Source organism: Stenotrophomonas sp. INTA L402-1 (genome assembly GCF_059295135.1).
On record NZ_JCAFWP010000033.1, the window covers coordinates 1 to 21767 of the forward strand.

Genomic DNA, 21767 nt, shown 5'->3' on the forward strand with positions numbered 1-21767 from the left:
TAGCGCTGTGGAACCACCCGATCCCATCCCGAACTCGGAAGTGAAACGCAGCTGCGCCGATGGTAGTGTGGCTCAAGCCATGCGAGAGTAGGTCATCGCCAGGGTTTACACCCAAAACCCCGCTGCTCACGCAGCGGGGTTTTTCTTATTAAGTGAAGGCACTGCATTTTCCGGGTACCTTCCGCCCCAAGGGCAAGATCGCGAAGCTGGCGCTGCAAGCGCTGCTGCAACCGTCTCCCTGGTGAAATTAGCGCTGTGGAACCACCCGATCCCATCCCGAACTCGGAAGTGAAACGCAGCTGCGCCGATGGTAGTGTGGCTCAAGCCATGCGAGAGTAGGTCATCGCCAGGGTTTACACCCAAAACCCCGCTGCTCGCGCAGCGGGGTTTTTCTTTGTGCGCGCGAAATGCGGGTAGTGCCGGCCGCTGGCCGGCACTGCCGTGGCTGCACACCGGCCGGTAGATCCACGCCATGCGTGGATGGCTGTCCCTGCGAAGAGCGGTGCCAACCCCCGGCAGCAGGTCCAGACAGTGCGCGTGGCTGTGATTGCCGGCCAGCGGCCGGCACTACCAGTAGATCCACGCCATGCGTGGATGCCCTCCGTGAGGAACCACGGCGCCAACCAAGGTTGGCAGCTACCAACAGCTGGCCCACACAGCGATCGTTTGCCGGCCAGCGGCCGGCACTGCAAGTAGATCCACGCCATGCGTGGATGCTCTCTGCACGGAACCACGGCGCCAACCAAGGTTGGCATCTACAACTGCAGGGCGCGATCACACACAAAAAAGCGGCGCCCTTGCGGGCGCCGCCTTGGCTTGCTTCAGTACTCAGTCGAGCAAGCTCGACGCTACTTCGCCGCAGCCGGGGCCTTGTCCTTCATCATCGCGTCGCGGGCTGCCTTGAACGGGTTGCCTTCGTACCAGTTCGGCCAACGATCGCCACCGGCCAGTTCCTTGCCGACGCCGTACATCAGCTGCAGGTCTTCCACGGTGCCGTCCAGCTTCCAGGTGGCCGCATCGAACTCGTCCTTCGGGCCGTGGTAGCGGTTGGCGCCGTAGTCGGCTGCAGCCTTGCGGCCCGCGTCCACGCCACCCTCGCGCAGGTCTTCGCCGCCATCGGCGTACAGGGCCGGCACACCGGCCTTGGCGAAGTTGAAGTGATCGGAACGGAAGTAGAAGCCACTCTGTACCGAGGTCTCGCCGTGCAGGGTACGGTCCTGGGCCGCGGCCAGCGGCTTGAGGATGTCTTCCAGCTCCGAGCTGCCGAAGCCGGTGACGGTAACGTCCTTGGCACGGCCGGCCACCGACATCGCGTCGATGTTGATCACGCCGGCGATCTTGTCCAGCGGGAAGGTCGGATGGGCAACGTAGTACTTCGAACCCAGCAGGCCGGATTCTTCCAGGGTCACCGCCAGGAACACCACCGAACGTTCCGGCTTCGGCTCCTGGTGGGCCATTGCTTCAGCCACCTCGAGGATGCCGGCCACGCCGGTCGCGTTGTCGACCGCGCCGTTGTAGATGTTGTCGCCGGTCTCGCCCTCGTGCTTGCCCAGGTGATCCCAGTGCGCCATGTACAGCACGGCCTCGTCGGCACGCTTGCTGCCCGGCAGTACGCCCACCACGTTGCGCGATTGCTTCTGCGCGATCTGGCTCTTCAGATCGACTGCAGCGGTGGCCTTCAGCGGCACCGGCTTGAAGCCGCGCTTGCTGGCGTCCTTGTAGGCCTGCGCCAGGTCCAGGCCGGCACCGGCGAACAGCGCCTTGGCAGCGTCGGCACTCAGCCAGCCCTGCACCGGAATGCGGGCTTCCGGGTCATCCTTGGCCGGCAGGTCGTACTGCGGGCCTGCCCAGGAGTTCTTCACCACATCCCAGCCGTAGGAAGCGCCGGCGGTGTCGTGCACGATCAGCGCGGCAGCGGCACCCTTTCGCGCAGCCTCCTCGAACTTGTAGGTCCAGCGGCCGTAGTAGGTCATGCGCTTGCCGTCGAACAGCTTCGCGTCATCGACATGGAAACCCGGGTCGTTGACGAACATGACGACCGTTTTGCCCTTCCAGTCCTGGCCGGCGTAGTCGTTCCACTTCTGCTCCGGCGCGTCGACGCCGTAGCCGACGAACACTAGGTCGCTGGCATCGACCTTCACCTCGGCCTGGCCGGTACGGGTACCCACCACCATGTCGGTGCCGAACTTCAGCTCGGTGGTCTTGCCGCCCTGGGTGATCTTCAGCACGGTCGATTCGTCGGCCGTAGTCTCGGTCATCGGCACATCCTGGAACCAGCTGTCGCCGTTGCCGGGCTGCAGGCCGATGCGCTGCATCTGGTCGCGGATGTAGTTGACCGTCAGTTCCTCGCCCTTGCTGCCCGGGGCGCGGCCTTCGAATTCATCCGAAGCCAGCGTCTTGACCATCTCGGCGAAGTCGCCGGCGTTGATCTCCGGCGAGAACGCATGGGCCGCCGGCTTGGCAGCGGCGGTGTCGGTGGCCGGCGCGGGCGCCGGAGTGTCTTCGCCTTTGCAGGCACTGAGCGCGGCCGCAGCGGCCAGGCACAGGAGGAGTTTGCGGGGCATCGTCGATTCCTGGAAAACAAAGGGCGGCCGCACCACGTGTACGACCGGTAACAGCGAGTATCACCGAACCGATGGGCGCGGTGTGCTCAGTCCGCCGGAGCGGTTTCGGTGTCGAACGGGATCGGCTCGGCGCCGGTGACCGGGCCGATGCGGGCCGTGCGGTGCACGTACAGCACCACCTCGCGTTCGAACTGCAACGGGCCGTCGACCACGGCATTCGGACCGATGATCACGCGTGGCTTGCGGCTGGCGGTCAGCGAGACGCTGAAGTTTGGCTTGCGCACGTGCACACCGCCCTTGACCTGCGAACCGATGCCCACGGTGATGTCACCGTTGACGGTTTCCACGTCGTTGCCGACGCGGCTTTCGACCAGCCCGATGCCACCGTTCACGGTTTCAACGCCGCCTTCGATCTGGCTGCCGCGATCGCTGAAGATGCTGCCGTTGACGGTGCTGACGCTGCCGTGTGCGATCACTTCGCGGCCCAGGCGTACGCCGCCGTTGACCGTTTCGATCTTGCCGGTGCGCGCGCGATCGGCGACCTTGACCCCGCCGTTGACGGTGTCGATGCTGCCGGTCTCGACGCCTTCGCCGACGCGGATGCCGCCGTTGACGGTGTCCAGCTTGCCGTAGCGCTGGCCGGGTTCGGCGCTGATGCTGCCGTTGACCTTGCTGATGTTTTCCTGCGCTGCCACTGGCCCGGTGACCAGCAGTACGCCCAACAGCAGCGGAATGGAGAGAGCTTTCATGGGGACCTCGATGGATGTGCGGCTGGCAGGCCGCGTGCGGAGATGTCACCATTCCCCGGTACCCCCTGCAACTGCCTGAAGTCACTGGAAAGCCCTTGCGCAACAACGCCTTCCCATCACGCCGACATCACATCGCCGCTGCTCGCGGCGGGCGCTGCCTGCTGTTGGGGCTGGCTTTGGCACTGGCGTTGCCGCTGCCGGGTGCCGCGCAGACCACGCGCGAGACCGAGCGCAAGCTGCAGAAACTGCGCAGTGAGCTGAAGGGCGTGGCGCAGGAGCGCCGGCAGATCGAGGGCCAGCGTGGCCAGGCCTCGCAGCAGCTGCGTGAGGCCGACGAGAAGGTGGCCCGCACCGGCCGAGCGCTTGCGCAGACGGAAACCGCGCTGCGCGAGCAGGGCCACGCCCTGGCCGAGGCCGAACAACGCCGCAGCACGCTGCAGGTCAACCTCGCCCAGCAGCATCGCGAGCTGGCCGGCCTGCTGCGTGCGGCCTACCAGCTGGGCAACCACGCACCATTGAAGCTGCTGCTGTCGCAGGACACGGTGGCCGATGCCAATCGCGCCCTGGCCTACCACCGCTACCTGCAGCGTGAGCGGGCCCAGCGCATCACCACGCTGACCGCCGACCTGAAGGAACTGGAAGCGCTGCAGGCGCAGATTGTGGAGCGTAAGCAGAAGCTGCAGGGGGCGCAGCAGGACCAGAAGCAGCAGGCAGCGGCGCTGGAAGCCGACCGCCGCGATCGTGCAAAGACCGTGGCCTCGCTGGACGAGCGCTTCAAGGACCAGCGCGAGAAGGAACAGGCGCTGGGCCAGGACGCCAAGGCGCTGGAAACACTGCTGGCCAATCTGCGTGCGGCCGCCGCCCGTGCCGAGGCCGAGCGTCGCGCGGCTGCGCGCCGTGCGGCAGCGGAGAAGGCCGCTGCCGAACGTGCCGCACGCCAGGCCGCGGCACAGGGACGGCCGCCACCGCCGACCAAGGTTCCGCCGGCGGTGGCTTCCGCACCGGCCCCGAAGGTGGGGGGCCTGGGCTGGCCGTTGTCCGGCAACCTGCTGGCCCGCTACGGCGGCAAGCTGCCTGACGGGCGTACCAGCAGCGGCGTGCTGATCGGCGCACCGGCCGGCAGCACCGTCACCGCCGTGGCCGACGGCACCGTGGTGTTCTCCGACTGGATGACCGGCTACGGCATGATCCTGATCGTTGACCACGGCAATGGCTACATGAGCCTGTACGCCCACAACGACACCCTGCTCAAGGACGCCGGTGCACGGGTCAGCCGTGGTGATGCGGTGGCCAAGGTCGGCAACTCGGGGGGCCAAGGGGTCACCGCGCTGTACTTCGAGCTGCGTCGTGGCGGGCAACCGGTGAATCCGGACAGCTGGCTGCAGCGGCGCTGAATCCCCGCTCGCCACGTGCGGGCTGGATTCAACGGGAATTTAGCTGTGCTTCGCGCATAATCCGTGCATGTGCCTTGGGCACCATGCCACCGTCGACAGGAGTGATCCATGCGCGCAGCCCGTACCGCCACCCTCTTGCTGGCCCTGTTGCCAGCGCTGTCCTGGGCGCAGCAGACCGCGCCCGCCCCGAGCCAGGAAACCGGCGGGCAGGCAGCGAGCAGCGAGGAGGCGGTGACCTCGAAGGTGCCGCTGGAGGACATCCGCCGCTTCGTGGCCGTCTACAACGCAGTGCGGGCCGCCTACGTCGATCCGGTCGATGACAAGAAGCTGATGCAGGCAGCGGTGCGTGGCCTGCTGCTCGACCTCGACCCGCACAGCACCTACTTCAACAAGGAAGACGCGCAGGCCTTCGACGAACAGGCCAGCGGCGCCTACGAAGGCATCGGCGTGGAGCTGCAGCAGCAGCCGGACAACGCCAGCATGAAGGTGATCTCGCCGATCGACGACACGCCGGCGGCCAAGGCCGGCATCCTCGCCGGTGACCTGATCATCGCCATCGACGGCAAGCCGATCAGCGCGATCGATGCCAGCGAACCGCTGCGCGGACCGGCCGGCAGCAAGGTGGTGCTGACCATCGTGCGCGAAGGCAAGCCCAAGCCGTTCGATGTCAGCCTCACCCGCCAGACCATCCGCGTGACCAGCGTGCGCAGCCGCCTGCTGGAACCGGGCTATGGCTACATCCGCCTGAGCACCTTCCAGGCCGACACCGGTTCGGACTTCCAGAAGCATGTGCAGCAGCTGCAGAAGCAGTCCGGTGGCCAGCTCAAGGGCTTGGTGCTGGACCTGCGCAGCAACCCGGGTGGCCTGCTGACCGCTGCCGTGCAGGTGGCCGACGACCTGCTCGACAAGGGCAACATCGTCAGTACCCGCGGCCGCATCAGCATCAGCGATGCACGTTTCGATGCAACGCCGGGCGACCTGCTGAAGGGCGCACCGGTGGTGGTGCTGGTCGACGCCGGTTCGGCCAGTGCCTCGGAAGTGCTGGCCGGCGCACTGCGCGACAACAAGCGCGCCCGCGTGGTTGGCAGCCGCACCTTCGGCAAGGGCTCGGTGCAGACCGTGCTGCCGCTGGACAACGGTGACTCGGTGAAGCTGACCACCGCGCGTTATTACACGCCCAGCGGCAAGTCGATCCAGGCCACGGGCATCGTGCCGGAGGTCGAACTGAAGCCGGCCGCTACGCCGGCCGAGGATGCACTGCCGGCCAGCCTGAGCGATTACAGCGAAGCGACCCTGCCGGGTCATCTGCGCGGTGACGACGAGGGCACCGAGGGCTATCACGCCGGTGCGGTACTGCCGGGCGATGGCCCGATCAACGACGCGCTGGCCGAGCTGAAGAACCCGGGTTCGGTGGCTGCACGCTTGAAGGCCGAAGCGGCGAAAGTGGATGCGGCCAAGGCTGCGAAGGCCGCTGCCGCGAAGCCGGAGGCGAAGGTAGAAGCGAAGCCAGAAGCGAAGCCGGAAGCGAAGCCAGAAGCGAAGCCGGAAGCGAAGCCAGAAGCGAAGCCGGAAGCGAAGCCAGAAGCGAAGCCAGAAGCGAAGCCAGAAGCGAAGCCAGAAGCGAAGCCAGAAGCGAAGCCAGAAGCGAAGCCAGAAGCGAAGCCAGAAGCGAAGCCAGAAGCGAAGCCCGCACCCGTCCCGGCCAAGCCCTGATTCTGTAGAGTCGAGCCGTGCTCGACTGATCCAAGAACGAGCGGGTGCGCGTGGAGCCGGCCAGCGGCCGGCACTACCAGGGCTCAGAAGCCGTGGCGCTTGCGCAGGCGGCGGGCGATGGCCGCCCGCACGTAGACCCCGTACACCACGCCGAACACGAAGCCGCCGATGTGCGCCCACCAGGCCACCATGCCGAAGCTTGGGCCGATATGGGCGAACACCACCTGCAGGGCGGCCCAGACGCCGATGAGCAGATAGGCCGGGGCGCGTACGAACTCCAGGAACAGGCCGAGCGGAATGACCACGCCCAGCCGTGCACCCGGGAACAGCGCCAGATAGGCGCCGATCAGTGCGGACACCGCGCCGCTGGCGCCGATGATGATCTGGTCCGGGCTGCCCATGGTGTAGATCGCCACCAGATTGGAAACGGCACCGCCGACCAGGAACAGCAGCAGCAGCCGCCACGGGCCCAGCACCCGCTCAGCAGGCAGGCCGAAGATCAGCAGGAACACCAGGTTGCCCAGCAGATGTGACCAGTCCGCGTGCAGGAACAGGGCCGTGAACAGCCGCAGCACGCTGCCGTCCTGCAGGGTCGCCCACCAGTCCAGCGGGTGGGTCAGGCCGGTGGACAGGGCGCCCCAGTCCAGCCAGAGGCTGCCCCGGGCGTCGTCCGGACGCGAGATCGACCACAGGAACGCCAGCCACAGTGCCGCAAACAGCACGGGCGTGGCCCAGCGCAGGGCCGCCTTCTTGCGCGACGGGAGGGAGACGAACATGGGCAATAGCCTAGCGTGCGGGCGCTTACGGCGGGGATTGTCCTGTTCAGCTTCTGGGACGAAAAAAGCGCCTGCGCTGTTATTGTTTCATTAACAGCTCTGGGTAATACTCGCATACGGCGTCGTATGTCGGGAGGGGAATCCGGCGCGCTCCGAAGGGCCCCAAGGCCTGCCGGGCGCAGGCGCACTCAGAGCACCATCACCGCTTACCGGAGAGAGAACTACGATGCAAACCGCTTCCACCATTGCCCGTCTGACCCTGCTGGCCGTCGGCGTTGCCGGTGCGCTGGCCGCCGCCGACGCCAACGCTGCTGCCTTCCAGCTGAAGGAAAACAGCGCCAAGGGCCTCGGCCGCGCGTTCGCCGGTTCCGGCAGCGCCGAAGGCGACGCCTCCATCATCGCCGTCAACCCGGCCGGCATGCGCCAGCTGGAAGGCACGATGGTCCAGGGCGACCTGAGCGCCATCAGCTTCAAGGCCGAGTTCAAGGGCCAGGGCCGCAATGCGGCAGGCCGCCCGCAGACCGGTGGTGACGGCGGCGACGCCGGCATGATCGCTCCGGTCCCGGCTGCGTACTTCCACATGCCGATCGGCGAGAAGGCCCACTTCGGTGTGTCGCTGACCGCACCGTTCGGCTTCAAGACCGAATACGACAACGGTTGGGTCGGTCGTTACAGCGGCCTGAAGACCGATCTGAAGGCCATCGACCTCGGCTTCGCCGCGTCGTATGACGTCAACCCGTACGTGTCCTTCGGCGCGTCGGTGTTCGTCGAGCACCTGACCATCGAGCTGAGCAACGCCGTCGACTACGGCAGCATCCTGGCCGGCGCCGGCGTTCCGGGCTTCGCCCCGGGCAGTTCGGATGGCACCCTGAAGATCGAGGGTGACAACAATGCCGTGGGCTGGACCGTCGGTGGCCTGTTCTCGATCGACGAGAACACCCACATCGGCCTGAGCTACCGTTCGAAGGTCGAGCACAAGATCACCGGTGGTGATGCGACCTTCCGCGACGCCGACCGCGCACGTTCGCTGCTGACCAACTCGCCGCGTACCCGCGGTTGGTTCATGGACACCAGCGGCAAGGCCACGGTGACCATGCCGGCCTCGGCCACCCTGAGCGTGACCCACAAGGTCAACGACCGCTGGACCGTGATGGGCGACGTGACCCGTACCGCCTGGTCGACCGCCTTTGACAGCGTCACCGTCGACTACGCGTCGCCGCAGGCGGACTCGGTCCTGGAGTTCGGCTACCGTGACACCACCTTCGTGTCGCTGGGCGCCGACTACAAGCTGAGCGACACCGTCACCCTGCGCGGTGGTGTTGCGCTGGACCAGACCCCGACCACCGACGCCCACCGCGACGTGCGCGTGCCGGATACCAGCCGCAAGTGGCTGTCGCTGGGCGTGGGCTGGACCCCGTCGGCAAACACCGAGTACAACTTTGGCTACACCCACCTGTTCACCAGCGATCCGAACGTGAACGTGCGTGCGACCACTGCCAACCAGGGCAACTCGCTGTCGGGCAAGTACAAGGTCCGTGGCGACGTGCTGGCGGCTTCGTTCCAGTACAAGTTCTGATTCGGGCCTCGGCCTGACGCAGCACACGGAAGGCCCCGCGCAAGCGGGGCTTTCTTTTTCTGTGGCCACGGGCCATCCACGCGAGGCGTGGATCTACTGAAGATCGCAGCCATCCACGGTGCGGATCCACGACAATAGCGCCATGAACCTGTCCGATCCGAACTTCCAGCTGGAGCTGGCTGCCAACATCGCCGTCGCCGGCTCGATCCTGCTGGCCGGACGCAACAACGTGCACACTTGGTGGCTGGGCATCGTCGGCTGCGCATTGTTCGCCGCTGTGTTCGAGCGTTCGCACCTGTACGCGGACATGGTGCTGCAGTTCTTCTTCATTGCCATCAGCGTGCTGGGCTGGTGGCAGTGGCTGCGCGGCGATCACGGTGCGCCGCTGCCGATCACCTCATTGCGACCGCGTGCATGGGCCTGGCTGGCGCCGCTGGCGGTGGTGGCCACGTTCGGCTACGGCTGGATGCTGACCCGCCTGACCAATGCCTATGCGCCGTACATCGATTCGGCGGTGCTGGTGCTGAGTGTGATCGCGCAGATCCTGATGATGCGGCGCAAGCTGGAATCGTGGTGGGTGTGGCTGCTGGTGAATACCGTTGCAGTGCCGCTGTACTACAGCCGAGGCCTGCACCTGACCTCGATCCTCTACGTAGGTTTCTGGATCAACGCGCTGGTGGCATTGCGCCACTGGCGGCACCTGATGCGGGGGTAGCGCCGAGCCCTTGCTCGGCTGCACCGTGCAAGCCGAGCATGGGCTCGGCGCTACAGGAAACAAGGCACAAAAAACCCCGCTTTCGCGGGGTTTTTCGTTCACCGCATCAACCGGGCGATCAGTCGCCCAGGGTCAGCAGCGAGGCGTTGCCGCCGGCAGCGGTGGTGTTCACCGTTACCGTCTTTTCAGTGGCGAAGCGCAGCAGGTAGTGCGGGCCGCCGGCCTTCGGGCCGGTGCCGGACAGGCCCTGGCCGCCGAACGGCTGCACGCCGACCACCGCACCGATCTGGTTGCGGTTGACGTAGACGTTGCCGACATGGATGCCATTGCTGATGCGGTCGACGGTCTCGTCAATGCGCGAATGCACGCCCAGGGTCAGGCCGTAGCCGGTGGCGTTGATCTGGTCGATCACCGCGTCGAGCTGGTCGCCCTTCCAGCGGATCACGTGCAGGACCGGACCGAACACTTCCTTCTGCAGCTGGCCCAGGTCCTTCAGTTCGTACGCACGTGGCGCGAAGAAGGTGCCATTGGCCGCTTCGGCAGACAGCTCGGCGGCAGCAATCAGGCGCGCTTCGCGGTCCATGCGTTCGGCGTGGTCCTGCAGGATCTTCAGCGCGTCGGCGTCGATCACCGGGCCGACGTCGGTGGACAGCAGGCCGGGGTTGCCGACCTTCAGTTCCTTCATCGCACCGGCCAGCATGGTCATCACCTTGTCGGCGATGTCGTCCTGCACGAACAGCACGCGCGCGGCCGAGCAACGCTGGCCCGCGGAGGTGAAGGCCGAACCGATCGCGTCCTTGACCAGCTGTTCCGGCAGTGCCGAGGAGTCGGCGATGAAGGCGTTCTGGCCACCGGTCTCGGCAATCAGCACGCCGATGGCCGCGTCACGTGCGGCCATGGCGCGGTTGATCGCACGGGCGGTGTCGGTGGAGCCGGTGAAGGCCACGCCGGCCACGCGCGGGTCGGCGGTCAGCGCGGCACCGACGGTGGCACCGTCGCCCGGCAGGAACTGCACCACCTCGGCCGGCACGCCGGCGTCGTGCAGCAGCTTCACCGCGTAGTAGCCAATCAAGTTGGTCTGCTCGGCCGGCTTGGCGATGACGCTGTTGCCGGCGGCCAGTGCAGCAGCGACCTGGCCCAGGAAGATCGCCAGCGGGAAGTTCCACGGGCTGATGCAGACGAACACGCCGCGGCCGTGCAGCTGCAGCTCGTTGGATTCACCGGTCGGGCTGGGCAGCTTCTCGGCGTGGCTGAACTGCTCGCGCGCCTGCTTGGCGTAGTAGCGCAGGAAATCCACGGCTTCGCGCACTTCGGCGATGCTGTCGGGCAGGCTCTTGCCGGCTTCCTTCACGCACAGCGCCATGAACTCCGGCATGCGCGCTTCCAGCTGGTCGGCGGCGTGCTCGAGGATGGCGGCGCGGCTGGCGGCCGGGGTGCGGTTCCAGGCCGGCTGCGCGGCCACGGCGTTGGCCAGGGCTTTCTGCACGGTGGCGGCATCGGCGGCCAGCCACTGGCCGACCACTTCGCGGGTGTCGGCCGGATTGGTCACCGGCAGCGCGGCGCCGGCCGGGTTCGCACCCGGCACCAGCGGGGCGGCCTGCCACGGCTTCACTGCAGCGTTGATCTGCTCGGCGAGGGCGCGCAGTTCGTTGTCGTTGGCGAGGTTGGCGCCCATGGAGTTCTTCCTGTCGTGGTTCTGGCTGCGCAGCAGGTCAACCGGCAGCGGGATCTTGGGATGCGGAATCGATTCGAACGAAGCAACCATCTCGACCGGATCGCGGATCAGGTCGGCGATCGGCACGCGCTCGTCGGTGATGCGGTTGACGAAGCTGGAGTTGGCGCCGTTTTCCAGCAGGCGGCGCACCAGGTACGGCAGCAGGTCCTCATGCGAACCGACCGGCGCATACACGCGGCAGGGCAGGTTCAAGCGATCGGCCGGCACTACTTCGGCGTACAGGTCGTCGCCCATGCCGTGCAGCTTCTGGTGCTCGTACACGCCGCCATTGGCGATGCTGCGCACGGCCGCGATGGTGTGCGCGTTGTGCGTGGCGAACATCGGGTAGATCGCGTCGGCATGCGTGAACAGGCGCTTGGCGCAGGCCAGGTAGGAGACATCGGTGTTCTGCTTGCGGGTGAACACCGGGTAGCCCGGGTAGCCTTCGATCTGCGCGCGCTTGATCTCGGCGTCCCAATAGGCGCCCTTGACCAGGCGCACCTGCAGGCGGCGACCGGCGCGGCGCGCCATGTCGGCCAGGTGGTCGATCGTGTACGGCGTGCGCTTCTGGTAGGCCTGCACGACCACACCAAAGCCATCCCAGCCGCCCAGCGAGGCGTCGGAGAAGACCTGCTCGATGATGTCCAGCGACAGTTCCAGGCGGTCGGACTCTTCGGCGTCGACGGTGCAGCCGATGCCGTAGCTCTTGGCCAGTTGTGCCAGTTCCAGCACGCCCGGCACCAGGTCCTTCAGCACGCGCTCGCGCTTGGCGTGCTCGTAGCGCGGGTACAGCGCCGACAGCTTGATCGAGATGCCCGGGGCGTTGTTGACGTCGCCGTCCGGACGGCCGCCGCGTGCCTTGTGGTCGCCGCCGATGGCGTGGATCGCACGACGGTAGTCTTCCAGGTAGCGCAGCGCGTCCTTCATGGTCAGCGCGCCTTCGCCCAGCATGTCGAACGAGTAGCGGTAATTCGCGTTGTCGCCCTTGTGCGAGCGCGACAGCGCTTCGCTGATGGTGCGGCCCATGACGAACTGGTGGCCCATGATCTTCATCGCCTGGCGCACGGCCAGGCGCACCACCGGCTCACCGACGCGGCCGACCAGGCGCTTGAACGCACTGGGCGCATCGGCACGGGTGGCGTCGTTCATCTGCACCAGCTTGCCGGTCAGCATCAGGCCCCAGGTGGAGGCGTTGACCAGCACGGAGTCGCTGCCGCCCAGGTGCTTTTCCCAGTCGGCATCGGCCAGCTTGTCGCGGATCAGCTTGTCGGCGGTGTCCTGGTCCGGAATGCGCAGCAGCGCCTCGGCCACGCACATCAGCAGCACGCCTTCCTCGCTGCCCAGGTCGTACTGGCGCATGAAGGCTTCGATCGCGCCCTGGTCCTTGGCACGCACGCGCACGCGGCCGACCAGGTCGGCGGCCAGCGCCTGCACCTTGGCCTGCTCTTCGGCGGGCAGGCGGGCCTGCGCCAGCAGCTCGCGCACGTGGCTGGCCTCGTCCTTCAACCAGCCATCGGTGATGGCCTGGCGGAACGGGTTGGGGGGCGCCGGCAGTTCCGGCGACAGCAGCGCGCCGGGACGCGGAGCGTCGTGGGCGGCAGGGGAGGAGGAAGGTGCGTTCATGCCGGTCCGGCCAGTGGAAAACTTGGCGATTTTAATCATTTTTGCGGGTTGCGGAAGTGCCCATCAGCCACCTTCGTGACACGCTGATAGCCCCTAGCTGCGGTGGATTCAGCGTGTTCAGCAAGCTTGGCAGAATTTGTGCTGAATTCGTCATTCGTGCCGCCGACCTCATGCTGTGTTGCAGCATGGTAAAAAGTGTGAATGCACCCTTGCTACCGGCGAGAGGGCGGGGCTACCATCGAGACGTTTCCCGCGGCAGGAACGCGGTTGCGACATGATCGAGGTGCTTCCAGCTCCGGATGGGTCAGGTACGCAGCTGCGGCTGCGTCCCCCACGGGCGCTCGATGCCCGGCAGTTCGTCCTGTTGTTCACCGTGTTGTCGGGTGCGATGTGGCTGGTGTCCGCCCTCGGGTGGTTGGCCGGCAATGCATTCGCCCCCCTGTTCGCGCTGCTGTACAGCCTGGTGCTGGCGGCGGCACTGCGTGCCTTGTGGCGCAGTGGTGAACGGCAGGAGGAGATCCGGGTAGTGCCGGCGTACGTGGAGGTCATCCCCGTACCCGGTGGATCGCCGGTGTTCCGGGCCCACCCCCACTGGGTGCGCCTGCTCACCGACGACGAGAGGGTCCGGCTGGCATCCAGCGGCCGGCAGGTGGAGGTGGGGAGTTTCCTCGCGCCGGCCGAACGTCAGACGCTCGCAGAGACACTTGAAAGCTTGCTCGCCGCCAGCGATGGCGGCAACCGACGACGCTAAGGGTCTAGGCAATGAAGCAAAGCAGCAGGTGGGGCACGAAGTGCGTTGCAGCGGTCGCCGCCATGGTGGCCGGGGGACTGATGCCGGCGTTGGCCTGGGCCCAGGCGGCCGATCCCAAGCCGTGGCAGCTGAACATGGGCAAGGGGGTGACCCAGACCTCGCGCCTGGCCTGGGAATCGAACAATCTCTCGTTGATCATCTGCACGGTGATCGGCGTCATCGTGTTCGGGGCGATGGCCTACGCCATCTTCAAGTTCCGCAAATCCAAGGGCGCGGTCGCCGCCACCTTCAGCCACAACACCAAGGCCGAGATCATCTGGACGGTGATCCCGGTGATCATCCTGATCGTGATGGCATGGCCGGCCACGGCCAACCTGATCAAGATGTACGACACCCGCGATGCCGAGATGACGGTGAAGGTCACCGGCTACCAGTGGATGTGGAAGTACGAATATCTCGGCGAGAACGTCACCTTCACCAGCCGCCTGGACCGCGAATCCGACCGCGTGCGGCAAAGTGGCATCGTGCCGACCCGCGAGAGCCATCCGCACTACCTGCTGGATGTCGACAACCGCCTGGTGCTGCCGGTCGATACCAAGGTGCGTTTCGTCATCACCTCTGATGACGTGATCCACGCCTGGTGGGTGCCGGCGCTGGGCTGGAAGCAGGACGCCATCCCCGGTTTCATCAATGAAGCCTGGACCAGCATCGAGCAGCCCGGCGTCTACCGCGGCCAGTGCGCCGAGCTGTGCGGCAAGGACCATGGCTTCATGCCGATCGTGGTCGAGGCGGTGTCCAAGGAAGAGTTCAAGCAGTGGCTGGCGCAGCGTAAGCCGGCGCCGCCCGCCGAGCCGGCAACGCCGGCGGCACCTGCCGAACCGACTGCACCGACGGGAGAGGCACCTGCAGCGCCTGCCGCTGCTGAAGCCGGCAGCGCGCCTGCCACCGCGGCCAGCGGAGCGTGATGTAAAGCCCGCGGCCGTTCGCGGCCGTGGTGACAACCGATTCTGAGAGGTGTTTTGCAATGGCGCACTCGGCAGTTGGGCACGACGATCACCATCACCAGCAGAGTTTCTTCGAGCGTTGGTTCTTCTCGACCAACCACAAGGACATCGGCACGCTGTACCTGGGTTTCAGCTTCATCATGTTCATCATCGGTGCGGCGATGAGCGTGGTGATCCGCGCCGAGCTGGCACAGCCGGGCCTGCAGTTCGTCAAGCCCGAGTTCTTCAACCAGATGACCACCGTGCATGCGCTGGTGATGATCTTCGGTGGCGTGATGCCGGCCTTCGTCGGACTGGCCAACTGGATGATTCCGCTGCAGATCGGCGCGCCGGACATGGCGCTGCCGCGCATGAACAACTGGTCGTTCTGGCTGTTGCCGGTGGCTTTCAGCCTGCTGCTGCTGACCCTGTTCCTCCCTGGCGGTGCACCGGCCGGCGGCTGGACGTTGTACCCGCCGCTGTCGCTGCAGGGCGGCTACAACGTCGCCTTCAGCGTGTTCGCCATCCATGTGGCCGGCATCAGTTCGATCATGGGCGCGATCAACATCATCGCCACCGTGCTGAACATGCGTGCGCCGGGCATCGACCTGCTGAAGATGCCGATCTTCTGCTGGGCCTGGCTGATCACCGCGTTCCTGCTGATCGCGGTGATGCCGGTGTTGGCCGGTGCGGTGACCATGCTGCTGACCGACAAGTTCTTCGGTACCAGCTTCTTCAACGCCGCCGGTGGCGGTGACCCGGTGATGTACCAGCACATCTTCTGGTTCTTCGGGCACCCCGAGGTCTACATCATGATCCTGCCCGCCTTCGGCGTGGTCAGCGAGATCATCCCGACCTTCAGCCGCAAGCCGCTGTTCGGCTACCAGGCGATGGTGTACGCCACCGCCGCCATCGCGTTCCTGTCGTTCATCGTCTGGGCCCACCACATGTTCACCGTGGGCATGCCGCTAGGTGGCGAGATCTACTTCATGTTCGCCACCATGCTGATCTCGATCCCGACCGGGGTGAAGGTGTTCAACTGGGTCAGCACCATGTGGCGTGGCTCGCTGACGTTCGAGGCACCGATGCTGTGGTCGGTGGCGTTCGTCATCCTGTTCACCATCGGTGGCTTCTCCGGCCTGATGCTGGCCATCGTGGCGGCTGACTTCCAGTACCACGACACCTACTTCGTGGTCGCGCACTTCCACTACGTGCTGGTGACCGGTGCGGTGTTCGCGCTGATCGCGGCGGTGTACTACTGGTGGCCGAAGTGGACCGGGCGGATGTACAGCGAGAAGTGGGCCAAGGTGCACTTCTGGTGGTCGATCGTGTTCGTCAACCTGCTGTTCTTCCCGCAGCACTTCCTCGGCCTGGCCGGCATGCCGCGCCGCATTCCCGATTACAGCGTGGCCTTCGCCGACTGGAACCTGATCAGCTCGATCGGCGCGTTCGGCATGTTCGTCACCCCGTTCATGATGGCCGCGATCCTGCTGTCCTCGCTGCGCAATGGCGAGAAGGCCGAGGCCCGTTCCTGGGAAGGTGCGCGTGGCCTGGAGTGGACGCTGCCGTCGCCGGCACCGGCGCATACGTTCACCACGCCGCCGACCATCCGCCCGGGGGATCTGGCGCATGACGACATCACGCATTGAGGTGGGGCATGCATAACGAAAGCCCGCTCCCGATCGGTAGAGTCGAGCCATGCTCGACTGACGAAAAGCAGCCGACCAACGGTCGGCTCTACCAGGGTGGAAGCATCGAGCAGCAACGCCAGCGCGCCAGGCGCACGGCGATGTGGGTCGGCGCCATCGCCGTGCTGGTCTACGTCGGCTTCATCCTCAGTGGGGTGATCGGCCGATGAGCGACGCACCGGCCAGCACACCGTCACGCAGTGCGGGGCTGCCGCGCCTGATCGGTGTGGCGGTGGCGGTGTTCCTGCTCACGTTCTCGCTGGTGCCGCTGTACCGCATCGCCTGCGAAAAGGTATTCGGCGTGCGCCTGGAGCGCGGTCCCGGCAGCGAGGCCAGTGCCGGCGCCGTGACCGGCAAGCGCACCGTGCGCGTGGAATTCGATGGCGGGGTCAACTCACGGCTGCCATGGTCGTTCCATCCCGAGCAGCTGACCATGGACGTGGTGCCCGGCGAACTCAACGAAGCGCTGTACTTCGCCCGCAATGACAGCCAGCAGGCAGTGGTCGGCAGCGCGGTGCCTTCGGTGGCGCCGGCGCGTGCGTCGGGCTTCTTCAGCAAGACCGAGTGCTTCTGTTTCACCGCGCAGACGCTGCAGGCCGGCGAGAAGCGCGACATGCCGGTGCGCTTCATCGTCGATCCGGACCTGCCACCCGAGATCAAGACGATCACGCTGTCCTACACCTTCTACCGCAACGACGCGCTGTCCGATCGGCTGGCTCCGGCCGCCACCTCGGAAGGCGCGCACGCCGCACCCTGACCCCGGATACCGACATGGCCCAGACACCGACCGACGCCAACGTGTACTTCGTCCCGGCCCAGAGCAAATGGCCGTTCGTGGGTTCCATCGCGATGATGGTGACCATGGTCGGCGTGGCCAGCTGGCTCAACGATGCCAACTGGGGACGCTGGACGTTCTACATCGGCATCGCGATGCTGGTGCTGACCCTGTTCTGGTGGTTCAGCGACGTGGTGCGCGAATCGCAGGCCGGCAACTACAACCATCAGGTCGATGGCTCGTTCCGGATGGGGATGATCTGGTTCATCTTCTCCGAAGTGATGTTCTTCGGTGCGTTCTTCGGCGCGCTGTTCTACACCCGCAACCTGGGCCTATCGTGGCTCAGCGGCGAAGGCCGCGGGGTGATGACCAACGAGCTGCTCTGGCAGGGCTATTCCGCCGGATGGCCGACCAATGGCCCGGCGGCGATCGGTGGCGCGTTCCAGACCATTCCGGCCTGGGGCCTGCCGCTGATCAACACGCTGATCCTGTTGACCTCCGGCGTGACCCTGACCATCGCCCATCACGCGCTGAAGGCGGGCAACCGTCGCCAGCTGCTGATCTGGCTGGGCCTGACCGTGGTGCTCGGCCTCGGCTTCCTGACCCTGCAGGCGGAGGAGTACATCCACGCCTACAAGGAACTGAACCTGACACTGGGCTCGGGCATCTACGGTTCAACGTTCTTCATGCTGACCGGCTTCCACGGTGCGCACGTGCTGCTGGGCACGATCATGCTGATCGTGATGTGGCTGCGTTCGGCCAAGGGGCACTTCACCCGCGACAACCATTTCGGTTTCGAAGCCGCCGCGTGGTACTGGCACTTCGTCGACGTGGTGTGGCTGATGCTCTTCATGTTCGTCTACGTGCTTTGACCGCGCACGTATCGGTGGCCTCAGCCGCCGATGCCGTGCGGTTTGATCCAGCCCATGTAGATGCTCACGATCACCAGTACGATCAAGGCCACCGACACCCCGATGCGGCGTGTCAGTGCGTTGACCGTGCGCTTGGTCTGGCCGCGGTCGACCAGCAGGTAATACAGGCCGGCGCCCAGATTCCAGACGATGACGATCAGAAACGCGATTACCAGCAGGGTCTTCAGCGAATCACTCATGCGCGGCTCGAGGGCAGGGTGGATGGGCCTATCTGACCGCGTTTGCGCGGACTTGTCATGATGCGCCAGCACACGCGCCTGATCGGCTGGCTGTTGGTGCTGCTGGCGATGGCTGCTTTCACCGCGTTGGGGCTGTGGCAGCTGCAGCGCATGCATGCCAAACAGGCAATGTTGGATGCACAAGGTCCAGCCGTGGCACAGGCGCTGCCACTGGCGCAGGCTCTGGCGGCGCCCGGCGCGTTGCACGGCGTGGCCGACCACGGCCGCTTCCTGCCCGGCGTGGTGCTGCTGGACAACCAGACCCGGCATGGTCGCGCCGGGGTGAAGATCTATCGTCCGTTCCGCAGTGACGGAGGCAGCGTGCTGCTGGTCGACCTCGGCTGGCGCGCGCTGCCGCCGGATCGCACGCTGCCGGATGTGCCGGCGCCGCCTTCGCCGGTGGCGGTGCGTGGGTTATTGGCGCCGCCGCCGTCGGCGGGACTGGCACTGGGCCCGGCGTTCTCCGCTACCGATGAGGCCGGGCGTTGGCTGGCCAGCCGTTTGCCCGCCGAAGGCCTGGCGGCGGCGCTTGGCCTACCGGTATTGCCCGACCGCGTCCTGCGCCTGGACCCGGCACTGCCATTCGGCGACGAACGCGATCTGGACCTGCTGCCGAACACGCTGCCGCCGCAGCGTCACCTGGGCTACGCCGTGCAGTGGTTCGGCCTGGCCCTGACCGTGCTGGTGGTCGCGCTGGTGCTGGAGTGGCGCAGGAGGCGTGCCGTGGCCCGGTAGTGCCGGCCGCTGGCCGGCATCCCCTTGGATTCCTGGATGCCGGCCAGCGGCCGGCACTACCGGGGCACCACACCCGCATCCCTTACCCAACCATGAGAAAATGCCCCGCATGAACACTGCTACGTCCCCGCAGGCGCGCGGCTCCGGCCGCCGGACCCTGGTGCTGCTGTTTGCCGTGTTCTTCGGTGCGATGGCACTGGCCGCCGTGCTGCGCTTCTCCGGCTGGCAACCGACCGGGCACCGCAATGCCGGCCAGCTGCTGAAGCCGCCGGTGGACCTGCGCCAGCAGGCGCCGACCCTGGCCAGCGGCCAGCCCTACGCCTGGAACCCCGAGGCCCGTACCTGGCGCCTGCTGGTGGCGCCGGCCGGAGCCTGCGACGCGCAGTGCGTCACTTTGTCGCAGGGACTGGGCAAGGTGTGGCAGCTGTTCGGCCATAACGCCGATAATGTCGAAATCCTGTGGCTGGGAACGCCACCGGCGTCGATCGCCTCGCTGCCCGCGCTGCGGCCGCTGGCTCCGTCGCCAGCACTGCGCGCGGCCCTGCCCGGCGTCGACGATCCGGCTGGCCTGCCGGTCTACGTGATCGATCCGAACGGCTTCGTGATCATGCGTCATGCCCCGGGCACCGACCTGGGTGGCCTGCGCAAGGACATGGCCACGTTGCTGAAACTGAAGTGAGTCCCGTTTGATGAGCCTTTCCGCGCGTCCGGCGCTGCACCGCAATTTCCACCGCCTGGCGTGGTTCGCCATGATCATGACCGCGAGCACGATCATGTTCGGCGCGTTCGTGCGCCTGTCCGATGCCGGCCTGAGCTGCCCGGACTGGCCGACCTGCTATGGCCAGGCCACCTGGCCGCAGCACGTGGAAGAGACCATCGGCCACCCTGCGGCGGAGATCCGCCCGCTGGAGACCCACAAGGCCTGGCGTGAACAGGTGCACCGCTTCCTGGCCGGCGCGCTGGGCATCGAGATCCTGACCCTGGCGCTGCTGGCCACGCGCAAGCGGCGATTCGGAAGCACGGCGGTGGTGACGGCCTGCGTACTGGTGGCCGCCGGCATACCGCTGTACATGATGGGCTGGCATGGCACGGCCAGCGTGCTGGCGTTGATCGGTGAGGCGATCCTGCTGATCGCCGCGCTGCGCTGGAGCAACATCGACCTGGCGCGCGCTGCATTGCTGACCCTGGCGGTGGTGATCTTCCAAGCCTTGCTGGGCATGTGGACGGTGACCCTGCTGCTCAAACCCATCGTAGTGATGGGCCATCTGCTCGGTGGCATGCTGATGTTCGGCCTGCTGGTGTGGATGGCCTGGCGCGCGACGCACATGCCGATCACGCTGGCCGAGGCGCCGAAGCTGAAGTGGCTGCTGCGCATCGGCGTGGCGGTGCTGGTCACCCAGATCGCGTTGGGGGGCTGGGTCAGCGCCAATTACGCGGCGCTGGCCTGCGGCGGTGGCAGCGCCTCGCTGGACAACTTCCCGCGCTGCGCCAACCAGTGGTGGCCGCAGCACAACTTCGTCGAAGGCTTCACCCTGTGGCGTGGCATCGGCGTGGACTACGAAGGCGGCGTGCTGGATGGCGCCTCGCGTATCGCCATCCAGATGGCGCACCGCATGTTTGCGGTGGTGGTGGCCGTCTACCTGCTGTGGCTGGGCGTGCGCCTGTTCCGGTTGCCGAGCATGCGTGGCTGGGCCAGCGCGTTGATCGCGCTGCTGGTGCTGCAGGTCACCCTCGGCATCCTCAATGTGAAGCTGGCGCTGCCGCTGGAAGTGGCGGTGGCCCACAACGGCGTGGCCGTTGCCCTGTTGTTCGTGCTGGTCAGCCTGCTGGCCCGCCTGCGTGCCCCGGACTGATTCCATGTTTTCCAATTACCGCCAGTACTGGGACCTGACCAAGCCCAAGGTCGTTGCCCTCATTGTCTTCACCGCCCTGGTCGGCATGGTCCTGGCCATCCCCGGTGTGCCCAGCTGGGAGCAGGTGCGCGCAGGCGTGCTCGGCTTCCTGGGCATCTGGCTGGCCGCTTCGGCGGCCGCGGCGATCAACCAGCTGCTGGATGCGCACATCGATGCGCAGATGGCCCGCACCTCGTGGCGTCCGCTGGTGGTGGGCAAGGTCAAGCCGTGGCAGGTGCTGGTGTTCGCCGGCGTGCTGATCGTGTTGTCGATGGTCATCCTGGTGCTGTGGGTGAACCTGATCACCGCCGTACTGACCTTTGCCTCGCTGATCGGCTACGCGGTGATCTACACCGTGTACCTCAAGCGTGCGACCTCGCAGAACATCGTCATCGGTGGCCTGGCCGGCGCGATGCCGCCGATGCTGGGTTGGGCTGCGGTGACCGGCATGCAGGGCTCGTCGGACTGGGCGTACTCGTCGCTGCTGGTGCTGATCATCTTCATCTGGACCCCGCCGCACTTCTGGGCGCTGGCGATCTTCCGCCGCGAGGACTACGCAAAGGCGGAGATTCCCATGCTGCCGGTGACCCACGGCGTGGTGCACACCCGCAAGCAGATCATGGTGTATTCGGTGGTGCTGGCGCTGGTCTGTCTGCTGCCGTACCTGGTGGGCATGAGCGGTGCGTTCTACCTGGGCGGCGCGATCGTGCTCAATGCGGTGTTCCTCTGGTACGCCTGGCGCATGCTCAATCCGCCGGACGAACTGTTCTCGATGAAGATGTTCTATTACTCCATCGTCTACCTGATGGCGCTGTTCGCCTTCCTGCTGGTGGACCATTGGATCCTGCCCTGGTTGTAGAGTCGAGCCATGCTCGACTCGGGGGCGGATCCCCGTCGGGGCTCTGACCCGGTCTGATGGTGGGCGCATCCACGCATGGCGTGGATCTACTTGAACCGCGGTTGCTGTGT

General features: G+C 66.3%; 19 protein-coding genes and 2 rRNA genes. 16 read left to right on the forward strand and 5 right to left on the reverse strand.

Translation table 11 applies throughout. The features are described from left to right. Together rrf (AC5O77_RS16840) and rrf (AC5O77_RS16845) are read left to right on the forward strand one after the other, a co-directional pair. Positions 1-104: ribosomal RNA gene (gene rrf / locus AC5O77_RS16840) — 5S ribosomal RNA — on the forward strand; the annotation flags it as partial. 133 nt (positions 105-237) lie between these two features. After that, a 5S ribosomal RNA gene (gene rrf, locus AC5O77_RS16845) occupies positions 238-352 on the forward strand. Positions 353-848: 496 nt separating this feature from the next. Here rrf (AC5O77_RS16845) and AC5O77_RS16850 read toward each other — a convergent pair. Beyond that, positions 849-2564: a M28 family metallopeptidase gene (locus AC5O77_RS16850; protein WP_049421206.1), complete on the reverse strand. Its 1716-nt coding sequence runs from the start codon at positions 2562-2564 to the stop codon at positions 849-851. An 86-nt stretch (positions 2565-2650) separates the two neighbouring features. After that, positions 2651-3313, reverse strand: coding sequence for a DUF4097 family beta strand repeat-containing protein (locus AC5O77_RS16855; protein WP_032129713.1), 663 nt, complete (start codon positions 3311-3313; stop codon positions 2651-2653). 95 nt (positions 3314-3408) lie between these two features. Between AC5O77_RS16855 and AC5O77_RS16860 the strand changes: the two genes are divergently transcribed. Continuing rightward, positions 3409-4707, forward strand: a complete 1299-nt coding sequence (locus AC5O77_RS16860; protein ID WP_478058102.1) for a murein hydrolase activator EnvC family protein — start codon at positions 3409-3411, stop codon at positions 4705-4707. A 108-nt stretch (positions 4708-4815) separates the two neighbouring features. Beyond that, positions 4816-6420, forward strand: a complete 1605-nt coding sequence (locus AC5O77_RS16865; protein WP_494506977.1) for a S41 family peptidase — start codon at positions 4816-4818, stop codon at positions 6418-6420. 83 nt (positions 6421-6503) lie between these two features. On the opposite strand, the gene AC5O77_RS16870 is transcribed toward AC5O77_RS16865, so the two are convergent. Next, positions 6504-7196, reverse strand: a complete 693-nt coding sequence (locus AC5O77_RS16870) for a rhomboid family intramembrane serine protease (RefSeq protein ID WP_019662230.1) — start codon at positions 7194-7196, stop codon at positions 6504-6506. Positions 7197-7422: 226 nt separating this feature from the next. Here AC5O77_RS16870 and AC5O77_RS16875 point away from each other — a divergent pair, with 226 nt between their 5' ends. Continuing rightward, positions 7423-8772 carry an outer membrane protein transport protein gene (locus AC5O77_RS16875; RefSeq protein ID WP_478058100.1) on the forward strand — a complete coding sequence of 450 codons (1350 nt, stop codon included), beginning with the start codon at positions 7423-7425 and terminating at the stop codon, positions 8770-8772. A gap of 142 nt (positions 8773-8914) precedes the next feature. Then, complete coding sequence (pnuC, locus tag AC5O77_RS16880) at positions 8915-9487, forward strand: nicotinamide riboside transporter PnuC (protein WP_032968313.1); 573 nt, start codon at positions 8915-8917, stop codon at positions 9485-9487. 118 nt (positions 9488-9605) lie between these two features. On the opposite strand, the gene putA is transcribed toward pnuC, so the two are convergent. Next, positions 9606-12824, reverse strand: a complete 3219-nt coding sequence (gene putA / locus AC5O77_RS16885) for a bifunctional proline dehydrogenase/L-glutamate gamma-semialdehyde dehydrogenase PutA (protein WP_494506978.1) — start codon at positions 12822-12824, stop codon at positions 9606-9608. Positions 12825-13098: 274 nt separating this feature from the next. Here putA and AC5O77_RS16890 point away from each other — a divergent pair, with 274 nt between their 5' ends. Genes AC5O77_RS16890 through AC5O77_RS16915 form a run of 6 tightly spaced genes read left to right on the forward strand, consistent with a single transcriptional unit; the run spans position 13099 to position 17893 of the window. Beyond that, complete coding sequence (locus AC5O77_RS16890; RefSeq protein ID WP_004153894.1) at positions 13099-13575, forward strand: DUF2244 domain-containing protein; 477 nt, start codon at positions 13099-13101, stop codon at positions 13573-13575. A gap of 11 nt (positions 13576-13586) precedes the next feature. After that, on the forward strand, positions 13587-14540 hold the full coding sequence (coxB, locus tag AC5O77_RS16895; protein ID WP_164162233.1) for a cytochrome c oxidase subunit II: 954 nt from the start codon (positions 13587-13589) through the stop codon (positions 14538-14540). Between the two features lie 59 nt (positions 14541-14599). After that, complete coding sequence (ctaD, locus tag AC5O77_RS16900) at positions 14600-16207, forward strand: cytochrome c oxidase subunit I (RefSeq protein ID WP_004153896.1); 1608 nt, start codon at positions 14600-14602, stop codon at positions 16205-16207. Positions 16208-16215: 8 nt separating this feature from the next. Next, the gene (locus AC5O77_RS16905) at positions 16216-16416 is read left to right on the forward strand and encodes a hypothetical protein (protein WP_317218320.1); all 201 of its coding nucleotides are present in this window, start codon (positions 16216-16218) and stop codon (positions 16414-16416) included. Beyond that, positions 16413-17003, forward strand: coding sequence for a cytochrome c oxidase assembly protein (locus tag AC5O77_RS16910; RefSeq protein ID WP_494506979.1), 591 nt, complete (start codon positions 16413-16415; stop codon positions 17001-17003). The genes AC5O77_RS16905 and AC5O77_RS16910 overlap by 4 nt, the downstream gene beginning before the upstream one ends. 14 nt (positions 17004-17017) lie before the next feature. Further along, positions 17018-17893: a cytochrome c oxidase subunit 3 gene (locus AC5O77_RS16915; protein ID WP_478058097.1), complete on the forward strand. Its 876-nt coding sequence runs from the start codon at positions 17018-17020 to the stop codon at positions 17891-17893. Positions 17894-17913: 20 nt separating this feature from the next. Here the strand turns inward: AC5O77_RS16915 and AC5O77_RS16920 are convergent, their stop codons facing one another. After that, positions 17914-18132: a twin transmembrane helix small protein gene (locus AC5O77_RS16920; RefSeq protein WP_010484233.1), complete on the reverse strand. Its 219-nt coding sequence runs from the start codon at positions 18130-18132 to the stop codon at positions 17914-17916. 57 nt (positions 18133-18189) lie between these two features. On the opposite strand from AC5O77_RS16920, the gene AC5O77_RS16925 reads away from it, so the two are divergent. The 4 genes from AC5O77_RS16925 (at position 18190) to cyoE (ending at position 21657) form a co-directional block, all read left to right on the forward strand. Continuing rightward, entirely contained in the window at positions 18190-18906 is a 717-nt protein-coding gene (locus AC5O77_RS16925; protein ID WP_494506980.1) for an SURF1 family protein, read from the forward strand. Between the two features lie 109 nt (positions 18907-19015). Beyond that, positions 19016-19585 carry a redox-active disulfide-containing membrane protein gene (locus tag AC5O77_RS16930; RefSeq protein WP_032129724.1) on the forward strand — a complete coding sequence of 190 codons (570 nt, stop codon included), beginning with the start codon at positions 19016-19018 and terminating at the stop codon, positions 19583-19585. 10 nt (positions 19586-19595) lie between these two features. After that, on the forward strand, positions 19596-20759 hold the full coding sequence (locus AC5O77_RS16935; RefSeq protein ID WP_099551635.1) for a COX15/CtaA family protein: 1164 nt from the start codon (positions 19596-19598) through the stop codon (positions 20757-20759). Positions 20760-20763: 4 nt separating this feature from the next. Then, entirely contained in the window at positions 20764-21657 is an 894-nt protein-coding gene (gene cyoE / locus AC5O77_RS16940; protein WP_010484229.1) for a heme o synthase, read from the forward strand. Positions 21658-21767 lie beyond the last annotated feature (110 nt).